This window comes from Microbacterium sp. K36 (assembly GCF_004794355.1).
Classification (GTDB): Bacteria; Actinomycetota; Actinomycetes; order Actinomycetales; family Microbacteriaceae; genus Microbacterium; species Microbacterium paraoxydans_D.
The window spans coordinates 109,163-125,793 of the sequence record NZ_SSDN01000101.1 but is presented as its reverse complement, the minus strand read 5'-3'; the positions used below and the strand labels follow the sequence as shown (position 1 = coordinate 125,793).

Annotated in this window: 16 protein-coding genes; all 16 read left to right on the top strand. The window is 71.2% G+C overall.

Annotated elements, in window-relative coordinates:
- Nucleotides 1–1,114: hypothetical protein (locus tag DW296_RS16340; protein ID WP_342588963.1), on the top strand; the 1,114-nt coding region annotated here is incomplete at its 5' end.
- Nucleotides 1,115–2,164: an HAD-IIA family hydrolase gene (locus tag DW296_RS16335; RefSeq protein ID WP_136053073.1), complete on the top strand. Its 1,050-nt coding sequence runs from the start codon at nt 1,115–1,117 to the stop codon at nt 2,162–2,164.
- 225 nt (nt 2,165–2,389) lie between these two features.
- Entirely contained in the window at nt 2,390–3,187 is a 798-nt protein-coding gene (locus DW296_RS16325) for a TlyA family RNA methyltransferase (RefSeq protein ID WP_136053071.1), read from the top strand.
- Nucleotides 3,184–4,104 (top strand): NAD kinase, encoded by a 921-nt coding sequence (locus tag DW296_RS16320; RefSeq protein ID WP_136053070.1) that lies wholly within the window; start codon nt 3,184–3,186, stop codon nt 4,102–4,104. The genes DW296_RS16325 and DW296_RS16320 overlap by 4 nt, the downstream gene beginning before the upstream one ends.
- Nucleotides 4,101–5,783, top strand: coding sequence for a DNA repair protein RecN (recN, locus tag DW296_RS16315; RefSeq protein WP_136053069.1), 1,683 nt, complete (start codon nt 4,101–4,103; stop codon nt 5,781–5,783). Before DW296_RS16320 ends, recN begins: the two co-directional genes overlap by 4 nt.
- A gap of 26 nt (nt 5,784–5,809) precedes the next feature.
- Nucleotides 5,810–7,504 (top strand): CTP synthase, encoded by a 1,695-nt coding sequence (locus tag DW296_RS16310; protein ID WP_136053068.1) that lies wholly within the window; start codon nt 5,810–5,812, stop codon nt 7,502–7,504.
- Nucleotides 7,497–8,093 (top strand): NUDIX domain-containing protein, encoded by a 597-nt coding sequence (locus tag DW296_RS16305; protein ID WP_136053067.1) that lies wholly within the window; start codon nt 7,497–7,499, stop codon nt 8,091–8,093. The genes DW296_RS16310 and DW296_RS16305 overlap by 8 nt, the downstream gene beginning before the upstream one ends.
- 2 nt (nt 8,094–8,095) lie before the next feature.
- Complete coding sequence (xerD, locus tag DW296_RS16300; RefSeq protein ID WP_136053066.1) at nt 8,096–8,998, top strand: site-specific tyrosine recombinase XerD; 903 nt, start codon at nt 8,096–8,098, stop codon at nt 8,996–8,998.
- 160 nt (nt 8,999–9,158) lie between these two features.
- On the top strand, nt 9,159–9,992 hold the full coding sequence (locus tag DW296_RS16295) for a ParA family protein (protein ID WP_164498181.1): 834 nt from the start codon (nt 9,159–9,161) through the stop codon (nt 9,990–9,992).
- A complete protein-coding gene (locus DW296_RS16290; protein ID WP_136053065.1) occupies nt 9,976–10,851 on the top strand; it encodes a segregation and condensation protein A in 876 nt (291 codons plus the stop codon). Before DW296_RS16295 ends, DW296_RS16290 begins: the two co-directional genes overlap by 17 nt.
- Nucleotides 10,841–11,464 carry an SMC-Scp complex subunit ScpB gene (gene scpB / locus DW296_RS16285; RefSeq protein ID WP_240743114.1) on the top strand — a complete coding sequence of 208 codons (624 nt, stop codon included), beginning with the start codon at nt 10,841–10,843 and terminating at the stop codon, nt 11,462–11,464. Before DW296_RS16290 ends, scpB begins: the two co-directional genes overlap by 11 nt.
- Nucleotides 11,461–12,258: a pseudouridine synthase gene (locus DW296_RS16280; RefSeq protein ID WP_136053064.1), complete on the top strand. Its 798-nt coding sequence runs from the start codon at nt 11,461–11,463 to the stop codon at nt 12,256–12,258. Before scpB ends, DW296_RS16280 begins: the two co-directional genes overlap by 4 nt.
- A complete protein-coding gene (locus tag DW296_RS16275) occupies nt 12,255–13,391 on the top strand; it encodes a prephenate dehydrogenase (RefSeq protein WP_136053063.1) in 1,137 nt (378 codons plus the stop codon). Before DW296_RS16280 ends, DW296_RS16275 begins: the two co-directional genes overlap by 4 nt.
- Nucleotides 13,384–14,082, top strand: coding sequence for a (d)CMP kinase (cmk, locus tag DW296_RS16270; protein WP_060921101.1), 699 nt, complete (start codon nt 13,384–13,386; stop codon nt 14,080–14,082). Before DW296_RS16275 ends, cmk begins: the two co-directional genes overlap by 8 nt.
- Nucleotides 14,075–15,595, top strand: a complete 1,521-nt coding sequence (gene der / locus DW296_RS16265; RefSeq protein ID WP_136053062.1) for a ribosome biogenesis GTPase Der — start codon at nt 14,075–14,077, stop codon at nt 15,593–15,595. The genes cmk and der overlap by 8 nt, the downstream gene beginning before the upstream one ends.
- A 62-nt stretch (nt 15,596–15,657) precedes the next feature.
- Nucleotides 15,658–16,605, top strand: coding sequence for an NUDIX domain-containing protein (locus tag DW296_RS16260; protein WP_136053061.1), 948 nt, complete (start codon nt 15,658–15,660; stop codon nt 16,603–16,605).
- The last annotated feature ends 26 nt before the right edge of the window (nt 16,606–16,631 follow it).

The window sequence follows — 16,631 nt, the reverse complement described above, 5'->3', positions numbered from 1 at the left end:
TGGTGCGCCTCGTCGTGAGGGTGGATACAACCGCGATGGTGGTGCGCCTCGTCGTGAGGATGGATACAACCGCGGCGACAGCGCCCCGCGCCGCGACGGCGGGTTCGAGCGTGAGCGGGGGAGCGACCGGTCGCGGTCATTCCCGCAGCGTGGCGGCGCCGGGCGGGAACGTCCGGCCAACGCGGCGAACGAGCGTCCGCGGTTCGATGAGCCCCGTCTCCCGGACGAGGTCACGGCCCGCGACCTGCACCCGTCCGCGCGCAACGAGCTGAAGACGCTCAGCAAGGAGAACGCCGAGTTCGTCGCCCGACACCTGGCGATGGCCTCCCGGCTGATCGACGAGGACCCCGCTCTGGCGCACGAGCATGCGCTGGCGGCCTCGCGTCGCGCCGGCCGGATCGCGATCGTCCGCGAAACTCTCGGCATCACCGCCTACGCGACGGGCGACTTCGCCCTGGCCCTGCGTGAGCTGCGCACCTATCGCCGGATCTCCGGCAAGGACGACCAGATCGCGCTCATGGTCGACAGCGAGCGCGGCATCGGGCGTCCCGACCGCGCCCTCGAGACTGGCCGCGCCGTGGACCGATCGGCTCTCACCACGCCCGTGCGGGTCGCCCTTGCGATCGCGATGTCGGGTGCCCGACTCGACCAGGGAGACCTCGAGCTGGCGCTCGGCGAACTCGAGATTCCGGAGCTCGACCCGGATCGCGCGTTCGAGTGGAGCCCCGCGCTCTTCGCCGCGCGGTCCGCCGTGCTGGAGGACCTCGGGCGCACCGACGAAGCGGAGTTCTGGGCGCATCGCGCCGAGGTCGCTGCTGAAGCTCTCGGTGTGGATGAGGCCGGCGATGAGGAGCTCTACGTGGAGGACGGCCTCATCGAGGACGAGTTCTCCGACGACGAGTCCTCCGAGGTGGTCGCTTCTGTCGAGGAGGTCGCTTCTGTCGAGGACGTCGACGACGACGCGACCGAGGCCGACGACGCGACCGAGGCCGACACCCCGGACACCCCCGACACCCCCGAGCCGTCCATCGAGGACGAGGTGCGAGAGCTGCTCGGTGAAGACGATGAGACGGAGGACGACTCGCCCTCCGCGCCCGAGAAGCCGGAGGCGTAGGTGGGACTCTTCACACCAAAGGCGCGGAAGCAACCCGTGGGACACACGCCGCTCAGGGGCGTCGACACCGTCCTCGCTGATCTGGACGGCGTGGTCTATGCCGGTCCCGGCGCGCTGCCGCATGCGGTGGAGAGCCTGAACGCGGCGGCGCACGCGGTGCGTCTCGGCTACATCACCAACAACGCCTCACGCACCGATGCCTCCGTGGCGGCGCACCTCACGAGTCTCGGACTCGACGTCGCTCCGCAGGACGTCGTCACGAGCCCGCAGGCGGCGATGCGTCTGCTGTCCGGGATCGTGCCGGCGCCGGCGACCATCCTCGTCGTCGGCGGTGACGGCCTCGTCGACGAGGTGCAGAAGGCCGGCTACACGGTGACACGCAGCGCCGAGGATGCACCGTCGGCCGTGGTCCAGGGGTTCGCCCCCGAGGTGGCCTGGACCGATCTTGCCGAGGCGGCGTTCGCCCTCAAGGTCCCCGAGGACGAGGGCGGCATACCCTGGATCGCCACGAACACGGACTGGACGATCCCGCGCGAGCGCGGCGTCGCGCCGGGGAACGGCACCCTCGTCTCCGCCGTCCACACGGCCATCGGTCGTCTGGCGACGGTGGCGGGCAAGCCGGAGACTCCGATCTTCGAGGAGGCGCTCGCCCGCTTCGGGGCGACGAAGGCGCTCTTCATCGGCGACCGTCTCGACACCGACATCATGGGCGCGAGCCGCGCCGGAATCGAGTCCGCGCTCGTGCTGACCGGGATCGACCGCCCCAAGCACGTGCTCGCCGCACCTGAGGGATCGCGGCCGACCTACATCCTCGGTGATCTGCGCGGCCTGCACGAGCCGTATCCCGAGGCCGTGGTGACCGAGGGCGTCTACGACGTGAACGGTGCCGCCGTCCGCGTTCGCGGCGCAGATGTCGAGATCGTGGCGGAATCCGGGGACCAGCTGGACCTGCTCCGCGCTGGTGCCGCCGCCATCTGGGCTTCGGGGACGCCGGTCTTCGTCCTGCGGGTGCCGGAGCGACTGTACGACGACCCGTTCCACCGCCCCTGAGCCACGCGTGGCGCCATCGGCCGTCGGCGGTGCCGCGTACAGTGGAAGCGTGAGCGACGAGACGACGACCAGCGCGCCGACGGACGGCCTGTGGAGTCGGCTGCGCCTGATCGAAGGACAGCCGCTCACGGCACGCGCAGACGCATACTCTTCCCTGCACGACGAACTCTCGCGACGGCTCGAGAGCGGATCCCGGCTGGAACAGCGGGAGACTCCAGGACAACGATGACGCGACTCGACGCCGCCCTCGCCTCCCGAGGACTCGCCCGTTCGCGCACGCATGCCGCCACCCTGATCGCCGACGGTCTCGTGAGCGTCGACGGCCGCCCTGTCGTCAAGGCCTCGACCGCGGTCGACGACTCGAACACGATCACGGTCGCCGGCGCCGACCACTACGTCAGCCGCGCCGCGCACAAGCTCGTCGCCGGGCTCGACGGCTTCGGCATCCCGGTGCAGGGGCGCCTCGCGCTCGATATGGGTGCATCGACCGGCGGATTCACGCAGGTCCTGCGCGAACGCGGCGCGCGCCGTGTGCTCGCCGTGGACGTCGGGCATGGTCAGCTCGCCCCCTCGGTCGCCGCCGACTCCGGCGTCACCGCGGTCGAGGGCTTCAACGTGCGGCACATGACACCCGACAGCCTCGCCGCGGCGACGGGGGAGCCGGCGCCGCCGGAACTGGTGGTGGGTGACCTCTCGTTCATCTCGCTCGAGCTCGTGCTGCCCGCAGTGGTCGCGGTCGCCGCGCCGGGCGCCGACGTGCTGCTGCTGGTCAAACCGCAGTTTGAGGTCGGGCGGACGGCCGTGCGCGGCGGTCTCGTCACCGACCCGGCCACTCGTGCCGACGCCGTGGCCCGCGTGGTGTGGAGTGCTTGGGACGCGGGGATGGGGATGGCGGGGATCGTCTCCTCCCCGATCCTCGGGACTCACGGCAATGCCGAGTATCTCGTGCACCTCGTCCCGGGCGGCGGCAGCAATCCGACAGAATGGATGGACACCATCAACCGGCTGGCAGGGGGACGATGAACGAGCGCAGGATCCTGGTCGTCGCCCACGCGGGTCGCGTCGACACCGTCGCGGCCGCCCGTCGGGTGATCGATGCCCTCCGCGGCGCGGGGGTCCGTCCTGTCCTGGCAGCCGACGACCATGCCGAGCTCGCCGCGGTCGATGCGTTCTTCGCGGACGTCGATGTGCTGGATGCCTCCGCCGGTCCGGCGTCCCTCGAACTCGCGATCGTCCTCGGCGGCGACGGCACGATCCTCCGTGCGGCGGAACTCGTCCGCGACAGCGGCGCTCCGGTGCTCGGCATCAACATGGGACACGTCGGCTTCCTCGCGGAGATCGACCGGGACGACATGGACGACGCGATGCGACGCGTCATCGCCCGCGACTACGAGGTCGAGGAGCGCCTGGCGCTGTCGGTGCGCGTGAAGGACAGGTCCGGCGACGTCGTCTTCGAGACCTGGGCCCTGAACGAGGCGACCGTCGAGAAGGCGAGCCGCGAGCGCATGATCGAGGTGGTGCTCGAGATCGACGGGCGCCCGCTGTCGAGCTTCGGCTGCGACGGCATGGTCATCTCCACCCCGACCGGCTCGACCGCCTACAACTTCTCCGCCGGCGGCCCGGTCATCTGGCCGACGGTCGAAGCCATCGCGGTGGTCCCGCTGTCGGCACACGCCCTGTTCGCGAAGCCGCTCGTGGTGAGCCCCGAGGCGGCCGTGGCCATCGAGATGCTGGAGCGGACGGACGGCTCGGGCATCCTCTGGTGCGACGGCCGTCGTTCCCACGACCTCCCGCCGGGCGCCCGCGTCGTGGTGCGCCGCTCGTCGCGCCCGGTCCGCCTCGCGCGCCTGCACCCGACCGCTTTCACGAACCGTCTCGTGCGGAAGTTCCAGCTGCCCGTCGAAGGATGGCGCGGACAGGAGCGGAGGAGCGACGCATGATCGAGGAGATGCGCATGCAGGGGCTCGGCGTGATCGCCGACGCCGTCCTGCCGCTCGGCCCGGGTTTCACGGCCATCACCGGAGAGACGGGCGCGGGCAAGACCATGGTCGTCACCGGGCTCGGGCTGCTCCTCGGCCAGCGCGCCGACTCGGGGGCCGTGCGCAAGGGAGCCGCGCAGGCGTCGGTGGCCGGGGTGTGGATCGTGCCCGAGAAGGGTGAGGTCGCCGACATCGTGGCCGAGGCCGGAGGAGAGCTGGAGCCGGCCGGTGCCGGAACGGCGGAGCTGTATGTGTCGCGCACTCTCAGCGCCGAGGGCCGCAGTCGTGCGAGTGTCGGCGGACGCGCCGCGCCGGCGGGAGTGCTGTCCTCGCTCGCGGACGAGCTCATCGTCGTGCACGGACAGTCCGAGCAGCTGCGGCTGCGGTCGGCCGCCGCCCAGCGCGACGCCCTCGACCGCTTCGGCGGAGAGGCGATCACACGGGCGCTGGAGGAGTACCAGGCCGCGTTCGAGCGCTGGCGAACGCTCGACGCCGAGATCATCGACATCACCGCGAACCGCGATCGGCGTGCCGAGGAGGCCGCCCGGTTGCGGGAGGATCTCGCCCTGATCGAAGCCACCGCCCCGGAAGAGGGGGAGGACGAGGAGCTGACGGCCCGTGCCGAGCGCCTCGCGAACGCGGAGGAGCTACGGCTCGCTGCGGCTCTGGCGCACGGCACTCTCTCGAACGAGGAGGGCGAGCCGGATGCGTCGGCGCTGGTCGCGGAAGCCCGCCGAGCGATCGAGCGCGTGTCGGACCCGAAGCTGGCGGAGGTCGCGGAGACCCTGGCCGACATCGGCTACCGGATCGCCGACGCCGCCGGTGTGCTCTCCGGCTTCCTCGCCGACCTCGACGAGTCCGGACCCCATGAGCTCGCCGCCGTCGAGGAGCGCCGGGCCGCGCTCGGCGTCCTCATCCGTCAGCACGGTTCGCTGGCGGAGGCGCTGGCGCTGTGGCAGACCGGATCCGCGCGGCTGGCGGAGCTCGACGACGACGGGGAGCGCCTGGAGCGCCTCACCGCCGAGCGCGACGAGGCCAGGGCGGAACTCGACGCCCGCGCCGGTGCTCTCACCGCGGCGCGGAGCGAGGCCGCGGTCCGGCTCGGCGAAGCCGTGACCGCCGAGCTCCACGCCCTGGCGATGCCGGATGCCCGTCTGGAGGTCTCCGTGGCCCCTGGCCCCGAGAGCACCCACGGTCGCGACGACGTCGCCATCCTGCTCGCCCCGCACCCCGGCGCCGAACCGCGCTCTGTGGCCAAGGGCGCCTCCGGCGGCGAGCTGTCGCGGGTGATGCTCGCGATCGAGGTCGTCATCGCGGCGACCGACCCGGTGCCGACCTTCGTGTTCGACGAGGTCGACGCGGGCATCGGCGGCGCGGCGGCCATCGAGGTCGGGCGGCGACTCGCCCGACTCGCCGAGAAGTCGCAGGTGATCGCCGTCACCCATCTCGCGCAGGTCGCCGCCTTCGCGAACAACCACCTCACCGTCGTGAAATCGCACGACGGCGCCGTCACCGCCTCCAGCGTGCGGCGACTCGACGGGGAGGAGCGCGAGGCCGAGATGGCTCGTCTGCTCTCCGGACTCGCGGATTCCGATGCCGCACTCACCCACGCCCGCGAGCTTCTCAGCCTCGGCGTCTGAACGAACTGTTAGGATAGAAGCCCGTGATGAACTCTTCTTCTGCGGGGCCCAAGAACGACACGACCAAGCACATCTTCGTGACTGGTGGTGTCGTTTCGTCTTTGGGCAAGGGGCTCACCGCGGCCAGCCTGGGCAACCTCCTGACGGCCCGCGGACTCCGCGTGGTCATGCAGAAGCTCGACCCGTATCTGAACGTCGATCCGGGCACCATGAACCCGTTCCAGCACGGCGAGGTGTTCGTCACCGACGACGGTGCGGAGACCGACCTCGACATCGGCCACTACGAGCGCTTCCTCGACATCAACCTGTCGGAGGCGGCCAACGTCACGACCGGTCAGATCTACTCGCAGGTGATCGCCCGTGAGCGTCGCGGCGAGTACCTCGGCGACACCGTGCAGGTCATCCCGCACATCACCGACGAGATCAAGCGCCGCATGCGGCTGCAGGCCACCGAGGACCCGCGTCCCGACGTGATCATCACCGAGGTCGGCGGCACGGTCGGCGACATCGAGTCGCAGCCCTTCCTCGAGGCCGCGCGCCAGCTTCGTCACGAGCTCGGCCGCGACAGCGTGTTCTTCGTGCACGTCTCGCTCGTGCCGTTCATGGGCGCGTCCGGTGAGCAGAAGACCAAGCCGACCCAGCACTCGGTCGCAGCTCTCCGCCAGGTCGGCATCCAGCCCGATGCCCTCGTGCTCCGCAGCGATCGCCCGGTGAGCGCGAGCAACCGCAACAAGATCGCCCTGATGTGCGACGTCGACGTCGAAGGCGTCATCAACACCGTCGACCTGCCGAGCATCTACGACATCCCGTCGACCCTCAACGAGCAGGGCCTCGACTCCTACATCGTGCGCCGCCTCGGCCTCGACCAGAAGGCGGACGACGTCGACTGGACGCGTTGGAACAAGGTGCTGCACGCGGTGCACAACCCGAAGCACGAGGTCACGATCGGTCTCGTCGGCAAGTACATCGACTTGCCGGACGCCTACCTGTCCGTGACCGAGGCCCTCAAGGCGGGCGGCTTCGCACAGGAGACCAAGGTCAACATCCGCTGGATCCCGTCCGACCTCTGCGAGACCCCCGAGGGTGCGCAGGAGCAGCTGGCCGAGCTCGATGGCATCTGCGTGCCCGGCGGCTTCGGCATCCGCGGCATCGAGGGCAAGCTGGGCGCGCTGAAGTTCGCCCGTGAGCAGGGCATCCCGACCCTCGGCCTCTGCCTGGGTCTGCAGTGCATGGTCATCGAGTACGCCCGCGACGTCGCCGGGATCGCCGGGGCCTCGTCCAGCGAATTCGATCCGGACACCGCGGAGCCCGTCATCGCGACCATGGCCGAGCAGATCGAGATCCTCGACGGCGGCGACCTGGGCGGCACCATGCGACTCGGCCTGTACAAGGCTGCTCTCGCGGAAGGCTCGCTGGCGCGCGAGGTCTACGGCGCCGCCGAGGTGTCCGAGCGTCACCGCCACCGCTACGAGGTGAACAACGCCTATCGCGATCGCCTGTCGGAGGCCGGTCTGGTGTTCTCGGGTCTGAACCCCGAGCTGGACCTCGTCGAGTACGTCGAGCTGCCGCGCGACGTGCACCCGTACTACATCGCCACCCAGGCGCACCCGGAGCTCCGCTCGCGTCCGACCGACCCGCACCCGCTGTTCCGCGGTCTCGTCGGCGCGGCCATCGCCCGCCACCGCGCGAGCGAGCTGTTCGACGTGCCCGTCGATGAGTGAGTCGGAGGCGCCGGGCGTCGCGGAGCCGCTGCGCGACGAGCCCTTCGAGCCGGAGGTCCTGAGCAGCGACCTCGTCTACGAGGGGCGCGTATGGGACGTGCGCTCCGATCGGGTCCGCTACGGCGACGGCGAGATCGTGCGACAGTATGTCGCCCACCCCGGGGCTGTCGCGATCCTCGCGCTGGACGACGAGGGACGGGTGCTCCTCATCCAGCAGTACCGTCACCCGATCCGCCACCGCGACTGGGAGCTGCCGGCCGGCCTTCTCGACGTTGCGGGGGAGGAGCCGATGACGGCCGCCCGTCGCGAGCTCGCGGAGGAAGCCGACCTCGTCGCCGCCCACTGGGAGCCCCTGGTGTCGTCGTGGACGACGCCCGGCGGTAACGACGAGCTCATCCGGGTGTTCCTCGCGACCGGACTCTCAGCCGCCGAGACCGCGCACGACCGCGAGGACGAGGAGGCCGACATCCGCGTCGCGTGGGTGCCGCTGGAGGAGGCCGTCGCCGGAGTCCTGGAGGGGCGCCTGCACAACGGCATCCTTTCCATCGGCGTCCTGGCAGCCGCGCAGAGGCTGCGCGACCGGAGCTGAGCATGCTGCTCGATCGCGCCCTCGACGCGTACCTGCGTCATGTGACGATCGAGCGCGGGCTCAGCAGCCACACGGTCGGCGCCTACCGGCGGGATCTCGAGGGCTACCGGGACTGGCTCACAGCGGAGGGGATCGACGACACCGCGGACATCACGCCCGCTGTCGTCGACCGCTTCATCGCCGCCCGCGCGTCTGCGGAGCCGCAGCCGGCCGCGACGAGTCTGGCGCGCCTGCAGTCCTCGGTGCGCGGCTGGCACCGGTTCCTCGCCCGCGAGGGCATCGAGGCGGACGATCCGACCGGACGACTCCGCCCACCCAAGACCCCGCGCCGGCTGCCGAAAGCCCTCACGATCGACCAGGTGGAGCGCCTGCTCGCCGCGCCGTCGGCCGAGGAGCCGCTCGGCATCCGCGACAGGGCGCTCCTGGAGCTCCTCTACGCCACGGGCGCCCGGGTGTCGGAGGCGGTCGGGCTCGACGTCGACGACATGGCGCACGGCGAGGTGCTGCGTCTCCGGGGCAAGGGCTCGAAGGAGCGCATCGTCCCGGTGGGATCGTACGCCCGCGCCGCCGTCGACGCCTACCTCACCCGGGTCCGCCCGGAACTCGCGGCGAAGGGCCGTGCATCGGCCCGGCTCTTCCTCGGCGCGCGCGGTGCCCCGCTCTCGCGCCAGAGCGCCTGGCTGGTGATCCGTTCCGCTGCCGAGCGCGCACAGCTCACCGCCGAGGTCTCCCCGCACACGCTGCGGCATTCGTTCGCGACGCACCTCCTGCAGGGCGGCGCCGACGTGCGGGTGGTGCAGGAGCTGCTGGGCCATTCCTCGGTCGCGACGACGCAGATCTACACGCACGTGTCGGTGGATGCTCTCCGTGACATCTACGCGACCTCGCATCCCCGCGCACACTGATCGCGCACTCCAGGGCTGTTCGGTGACCGCCCGCCGCGCGCCGGGACGGCGGGGGAACGCGTGGCGGCTACAATCGAGCAAGCACGAAGGAGCAGGAGAACCGGTGGCTGAGAAAGTGGCGAAGTCCAGGGCGAAGGCGCAGAAGGCCGACGACACCCCCATGGGACCCACCGGCCGCCCGTACCAGGGCTTCCCGATCCCGGCGCCTCTGAAGTCGCACGGCCCGGCGCGCATCATCGCCCTCTGCAACCAGAAGGGCGGCGTCGGCAAGACGACGACCTCCATCAATCTCGCCGCCGCCCTCGCGGAGTACGGCCGCAAGGTGCTCGCCGTGGACTTCGACCCGCAGGGTGCGCTGTCCGCCGGTCTCGGTATCCAGACGCACGACGTGCCGACGGTCTACGACCTCCTGCTCGACACGAAGCGCGACGCGCACGACGCGATCGTGCACTCGAACGTGCCCGGTCTCGACGTCCTCCCCGCGAACATCGATCTCTCCGCCGCGGAGGTGCACCTCGTCAACGAGGTCGCCCGCGAGACGATCCTCGCCCGCGTGCTCCGGCAGGTGGCGGGGGAGTACGACGTCATCCTCATCGACTGCCAGCCGTCGCTCGGTCTGCTGACCGTGAACGCGCTGACGGCGGCGCACGGCGTCATCATCCCGCTCGAGTGCGAGTTCTTCGCGCTCCGCGGTGTCGCGCTCCTCATCGAGACCATCGACAAGGTCCGCGATCGCCTGAACCCCTCCATCGAGATGGACGGGCTGCTGGCGACCATGTACGACCCGCGCACGCTGCACTCGCGCGAGGTGCTGGAGCGCGTCGTGGAGGCGTTCGGCGACGACGTGCTGGAGACCGTGATCGGCCGCACCGTGAAGTTCCCGGACGCGTCGGTCTCGGGGGTCCCGATCACCGAGTTCGCTCCGGAGCACGCGGCCGCACAGGCATACCTGCGGCTGGCCAGGGAGCTGGTCGCCCGTGGCGCCGTCGCCTGACGAGCTCGGAACCGCTGAGGTCCCGGCACTCGCCGACGCCGTCGACGCCGCGGAGTCCTCCTCGGCCGACGACGCCGCCGCCGGGTTCCGGGTCTCGCTGTCGAACTTCGACGGCCCCTTCGACCTCCTGCTGAACCTCATCTCGAAGCACGAGATGGACATCACCGAGGTGTCGCTGAGCGCCGTCACCAACGACTTCATCGCGTACCTCGCCGACCTCGAGGACGAGGAGGAGCTCGACCAAGCCTCGGAGTTCCTCGTCGTCGCCGCGACCCTGCTCGACATGAAGGTGGCGGGTCTGCTGCCGCAGGGCGAGCTCGTCGACGCCGAGGCCGTCGCCCTGCTCGAAGCGCGCGATCTGCTCTTCGCCCGCCTCCTGCAGTACCGCGCGTTCAAAGAGGTGTCCGCGTGGTTCTCGCGGTGCCTGCAGCGGGAGGACCGCCGTCATGTGCGTGCGGTGCCACTGGAGGAGAAGCACCGGAAGCAGACGCCCGAGCTCGTCTGGTCGCTCACGCCCGACGACTTCGCGGCGCTCGCGCTCCTGGCCTTCGCGCCGAAGGAGATCCCGCACGTCGGCCTCGACCATCTGCACGCACCCCTGGTCAGCATCCGCGAGCAGGCCGCCATCGTCGTCACTCTGCTGCGCGGCACCGAGTCGCTGAGCTTCCGCGAGCTGGTCGCCGGCGTCACCGAGCCGGGCATCGTCGTGGCCCGCTTCATCTCGGTACTGGAGCTGTACCGGCACGCGGCGCTCTCCTTCGAACAACTGGAACCGCTCGGGGAGCTCACGCTCCGCTGGGCCGCCGACTCCTGGTCGGACGAGACACTCGCGACCCTGGGGGCCGACTATGACCGATGACGTGACCGCGGCGGAGACCGGGCTCCACGAGGAGCCCGACACCGTGACGGGGGCCGAGCTGCCGCTCAGCGAACGTGTGGAGGCGATCCTCTTCATCGTCGACGAGCCGATCGGCCTGGTGGCCCTCGCCGCGGCCGTGGGCGCGCCGGTGCCCGCCGTCCGGCAGACAGTCGAGTCGCTGGTCGCGGACTACGACGGCCGAGGCGCGGGTCCGCGGCGCGGCTTCGAGCTGCGGGAGGTCGGCGGCGGATGGCGGCTCTACGTCCGCGAGGACCTCGATCCGGTCGTGGCGGAGTTCGTCGGCGGTCAGGCGCCGGCCCGACTCTCGCAGGCGGCGCTGGAGACGCTCGCCGTGATCGCGTACAAGCAGCCGGTCACCCGGAGCCAGGTGGCCTCGATCCGCGCGGTCAACGTCGACTCCGTGGTCCGCACCCTCCTCGCGCGGGGGCTGATCACCGAACTGTTCGCCGACTCCGAGACCGGTGCGATCAACTACGGCACCACCGATGCGCTCCTCCAGCATCTCGGTATCAACTCGCTGGATGAGCTTCCGCCGATCTCGCCGCTCCTCGACGACGGCGCCGACGGCTTCGACGAAGGGACGGTCCGATGACCATCGACGCCCACGACTCCACCGCTCCCGAGGGCGTGCGACTGCAGAAGGTGCTCGCCGCCGCCGGTGTCGCCTCCCGTCGGGTCGTGGAGCAGTACATCGTCGAGGGACGCATCCGCGTGAACGGCCAGGTGGTCACCGAGCTCGGTCGCCGCATCGACCCGGAGCGGGACCTCGTGGACGTGGACGGCACCGCGGTGCAGCTCGACGTGTCCAAGCGGTACGTGATGCTGAACAAGCCGACGGGCGTGGTCAGCAGCATGCGGGACGAGAGCGGCCGGCCCGACCTCCGGCGTTTCACGAAGGACTACGAGGAGCGGCTGTACAACGTCGGGCGTCTGGACGCCGAGACCAGCGGGCTGCTGCTGCTGACCAACGACGGCAAGCTCGCGCACGTCCTCGCGCACCCCTCCTTCGGCGTCACCAAGGTCTACATCGCGAAGGTCGAGGGGGCGGTGACGGCGCAGACCATCTCGAAGCTCACGAAGGGCATCGAGCTGGAGGACGGGCCCATCGCCGCCGACAAGGCTCGCCTGCTGGACACGTCGCGCGGCTCGAGCCTCGTCGAGCTCACGCTGCACTCCGGACGCAATCGGATCGTGCGCCGCATGATGGCGGCGGTCGGCCATCCGGTCACGGAACTCGTGCGTCGGCAGTTCGGTCCGCTGCACCTGGGAACCCTCCCGGCCGGTCGGACGCGGGAACTGAGTAAAATCGAACTCGGCGCGCTGTTGACCCTCGCGCGCCGGGAATCCGGTGTCGCCGAGGCGCCAGGCGAGCAGGAGAGCGAATGACCCAGACGACGAGTGCGCCCGCGGCGCGGAAGACCGGTGCCGTGGCGCCGCGTCTGTCCGGCACCGTGCGCATCGTCGGCGCCGGGCTGCTCGGTGCCAGCGTCGGCCACGCCCTGCGCGCGAAGGGCATCGACGTCGTCCTCACCGACGCGTCCCCCGCGCAGCTGCGCCTCGCCGTCGACTACGGTGCCGGGCGGCTTCCGCAGGACGACGACGCGCCGGCGCTCATCGTCGTGGCCGTGCCGCCGGACGTGACCGCCGACGTGATCCAGGCCGAGCTCGAGCGGTATCCCGACGCCGTCGTGACCGATGTCGCGAGCGTGAAGCTGGAGCCGTTCCGCACGCTCCGTGAGCGGGGCGTGGACCTCGCCCGCTACATCGGCTCCCACCCGCTCGCCGGTCGGGAGCGCGGCGGGGCGATCTCGGCGAGAGCCGATCTCTTCATCGGGCGGCCGTGGGTCGTGTGCCGCGACGAGGACACCACCGCGCGGGACCTCGCGCTGGTCGAGGCACTGGCCCTCGACGTCGGCGCGATGCCGCTGGAGATGACTCCGGAGGAGCACGACCGCTCCGTCGCCCTCACCTCGCATGTGCCGCAGGTCGTCGCGAGTCTCCTCGCCGGTCGTCTCGCCGAGGCCGAGGAGGGCGCCCTCCGTCTGGCCGGGCAGGGGGTGCGGGACACCACGCGTATCGCCGCGTCCGCTCCGGAACTGTGGGTGCAGATCCTCGGGGCCAACGCCGGTCCCGTCGTCGAGATCCTCGACGCGCTCGCGACCGATCTGAGCGAGGTGGCCGATGCGCTGCGCGCTCCCGCGGCCCCCGGTGCCCGACGCGTGCTCGCGGAGACCATCCGCCAGGGCAACGACGGCGTCGAGCGCCTCCCCGGCAAGCACGGACAGAACCGACGCTTCGAGACACTGGTCGTCATGGTCGACGACACCGCCGGTCAGCTGGGGCGCCTGTTCGGCGAGCTCGGCGAGCTGGGCGTCAACGTCGAGGACCTGCGCCTGGAGCACTCCCCGGGCGCGCAGTTCGGCCTCGCCGAGATCAGTGTCGACCCCGCGGCGCTGCACGGCGCGATCACCGGGCTCCAGGAACGCGGCTGGCGCATCGCAGGGAACACCAATGACTGACACCTCCACCATCTCCGCCACGAAGTTCATCGCCATCGACGGGCCCGCCGGGTCCGGCAAGTCGAGCGTCTCCAAGGCGATCGCGCGTCGCGAGGGCTTCGGCTACCTCGACACCGGGTCGGCCTACCGGGCCCTCGCCTGGCATGTGCTCGATCGTGGTGCGGACACGGACGACGCCGAGGCCGTGCGCGCCGCGGCCGCCGACTTCCCCGTCCGTCTCGGGCTCGACCCCGACGACCGCACGGTGCGCGTCGGCGACGTCGACGTGACGGAGGCGATCCGCGAACCGCGGGTGTCCGGTGCCGTGAGCGGCGTGGCCCGCGTGCCGGAGGTGCGCACCCAGGTCAACGAGCTCTTCCGGGCGCTGGTCGCCGAGGCGCCGTACCCGGCCGTCGTCGTGGAAGGACGCGACATCACGACCGTCGTGGCACCGGATGCGCCCGTGCGCATCCTGCTGACCGCGGCGCCGGAGGTGCGGGCCGCACGCCGTGCGGGCGAGCTCGCCGGCGAGAACGCCGCTGCCGTCGCGGACGCGCTGCACAAGCGCGACGCCTCCGACAGTGCCGTCGTCGACTTCCTCAACGCCGCGGAAGGCGTGGAGGTCGTCGATTCGACCGCACTCGATTTCCCCCAGACCATCGACGCCGTCCTCTCGGTGATCGAACGACTCCGAGGAGCAGACCGTGGCTGACGACGAATACGAAGGCGGTCCCGACCAGCTCGCCGAGAAGCTCGAGCAGATCGACGAGCAGCTGGCCGAACAGCGCGCGGAGACCCTGCGCGCCGGGCTCGCCGACTACGAGCTCGACGACGAGGACGCGGCGCTCCTCGCCGGCGTGGCGCTGGGTGAGGACGGCATCGAGTTCCTTCCTGCGCTGCCCGTGGTGGCGATCGTCGGGCGGCCGAACGTGGGCAAGTCCGCGCTCGTGAACCGGATCCTGGGCCGTCGTGAGGCCGTCGTGGAGGACACCCCCGGTGTCACCCGCGACCGCGTCACGTACAAGGCCGAGTGGAACGACCGCCGCTTCACGGTCGTCGACACCGGCGGCTGGGAGCCCGACGCCCGCGGCATCGACCGTTCGGTCGCGGCGCAGGCCGAGGTCGCGATCGACCTGTCCGACGTCGTGCTGTTCGTGGTGGACGCCATGGTGGGCGCCACCTCGACCGACGAGCACGTCGTGAAGCTGCTGCGCAAGAGCGGCAAGCCGGTCTTCCTCGTCGCCAACAAGATTGACGACGCGCGTCAGGAGCCGGAGGCGGCCGCCCTGTGGAACCTGGGTCTCGGCGAGCCGCACCCGGTCTCCGCGATCCACGGACGTGGTGTCGCCGACCTCCTCGACGGCGTGCTGAAGAAGCTGCCGGAGATCTCCGCGGTGGCGAAGCAGGAGATCGGCGGTCCGCGCCGCGTCGCGATCCTCGGACGCCCGAACGTCGGCAAGTCCTCGCTGCTGAACAAGGCCGCGGGGGAGGAGCGCGTCGTCGTCAACGACCTCGCCGGCACCACTCGCGACCCCGTGGACGAGGTCGTGGAGCTGGGCGGCAAGATGTGGCGCCTCGTCGACACGGCCGGTATCCGTCGCCGCGTGCACATGGCGCAGGGCGCCGACTTCTACGCGTCGCTGCGCACCTCGGCCGCGCTGGAGAAGGCGGAGGTCGCGATCGTCGTCCTCGACGTGTCGGAGTCGATCAGCGAGCAGGACGTGCGCATCATCGACCTCGTGCTCGAGTCGGGTCGCGCGCTCGTCCTGGCGTTCAACAAGTGGGATCGCCTCAACGACGACGACCTGGAGAACGCCGACCGCCGCCGCTACCTGGAGCGCGAGATCGAGCAGGACCTCGCCCACGTGGCCTGGGCCCCGCGGGTCAACATCTCGGCGAAGACGGGCCGTCACCTCGACAAGCTCGTCCCGGCGCTGGAGATGGCGCTGGAGAACTGGGACCGCCGGATCCCGACCGGCAAGTTCAACGCGTTCCTCGCCGAGCTCGTCGCCGAGCACCCGCACCCGGTGCGCGGCGGGAAGCAGCCGCGCATCCTGTTCGGGACGCAGGCCTCCACCCGTCCGCCGACGTTCGTGCTGTTCACGACCGGTTTCCTCGACCCGGGCTACCGCCGGTTCATCCAGCGCCGCCTGCGCGAGCTCTACCCGTTCGAGGGCACGCCGATCGTCATCAACATGCGCGTGCGGGAGAAGCGCCAGCGCTGACTCGTTGCCGCGCATGTCGCGGCGGTGGCGCCGGAACCCCGATGCTGTGAAAAGCTGAGGGGGTGACTGTCGTACCTCCCGCCGCCGGTGAACCGCGTCGCCCCGAGGGGCCTCGCGATCCGGGCGATGCCTGGGTGGTCGCGGACACCGGTGAGCGGTACTGGGGGCGCTTCGGTGCCGCCGGTCTCCTCGCCGTCGACCCGGAGCGCGGCATCCTGCTGCAGCATCGCGTGGCGTGGAGCCACTTCGGCGGCACCTGGGGCCTGCCCGGCGGCGCGCTGCACGAGGGCGAAGCGGCCATCGTCGGTGCCGTGCGGGAGGCGCAGGAGGAGGCGGGGGTGCCGGATGGCGCGGTGCGGCCGCGCTTCACGAGCGTGCTCGACCTCGGCATCTGGTCGTACACCACCGTCGTCGCCGATGTGCGGACGCCGTTCGATCCCGTGATCAGCGACCCGGAGAGCGTCGCGCTGTCGTGGGTGCCCGTCGAGGACGTGGACGCGCTGCCGCTGCACCCCGGCTTCGGTGCGGCGTGGCCGCTGCTGCGGGCGCAGCTCTCGGCGCATCCGGTGGTCGTGGTGGACGCCGCCAACGTCGTGGGCTCGGTCCCGGACGGCTGGTGGAAGGACCGCGCCGGAGCAGCGGCACGACTGCGCGATCGTCTGACCGGGCTGTCGGTGCCCGCTGACGACCTCGGGCTCGCCGGGGACGCCTGGTTCCCGGAGGTCTCGCTCGTCGTGGAAGGTCGCGCCCGGGACATCGCGGAAGCCGCTGCGGGGGCATCACGCGCGGACGCCGCGGCCGCGGAAGCCGGCGTCGCGAGCCTGGCCCTGGACGTCGTGCGCGCGGAGGGCGCCGGTGACGACGCGATCGTGGCCGAGGTCGAACGCCGGATCGCGAGCACGTCGCCGGTTCTCGCGGTGACCAGTGACCGCGAGCTGCAGTCCCGCGTCGAGGCCGCCGGGGCGCAGGTGCGCTCGAGCGGCTGGCTCCTCCGTCTTCTCGACGCCTAGAGCAAGACGCGGGTGCTTCGCTCCGC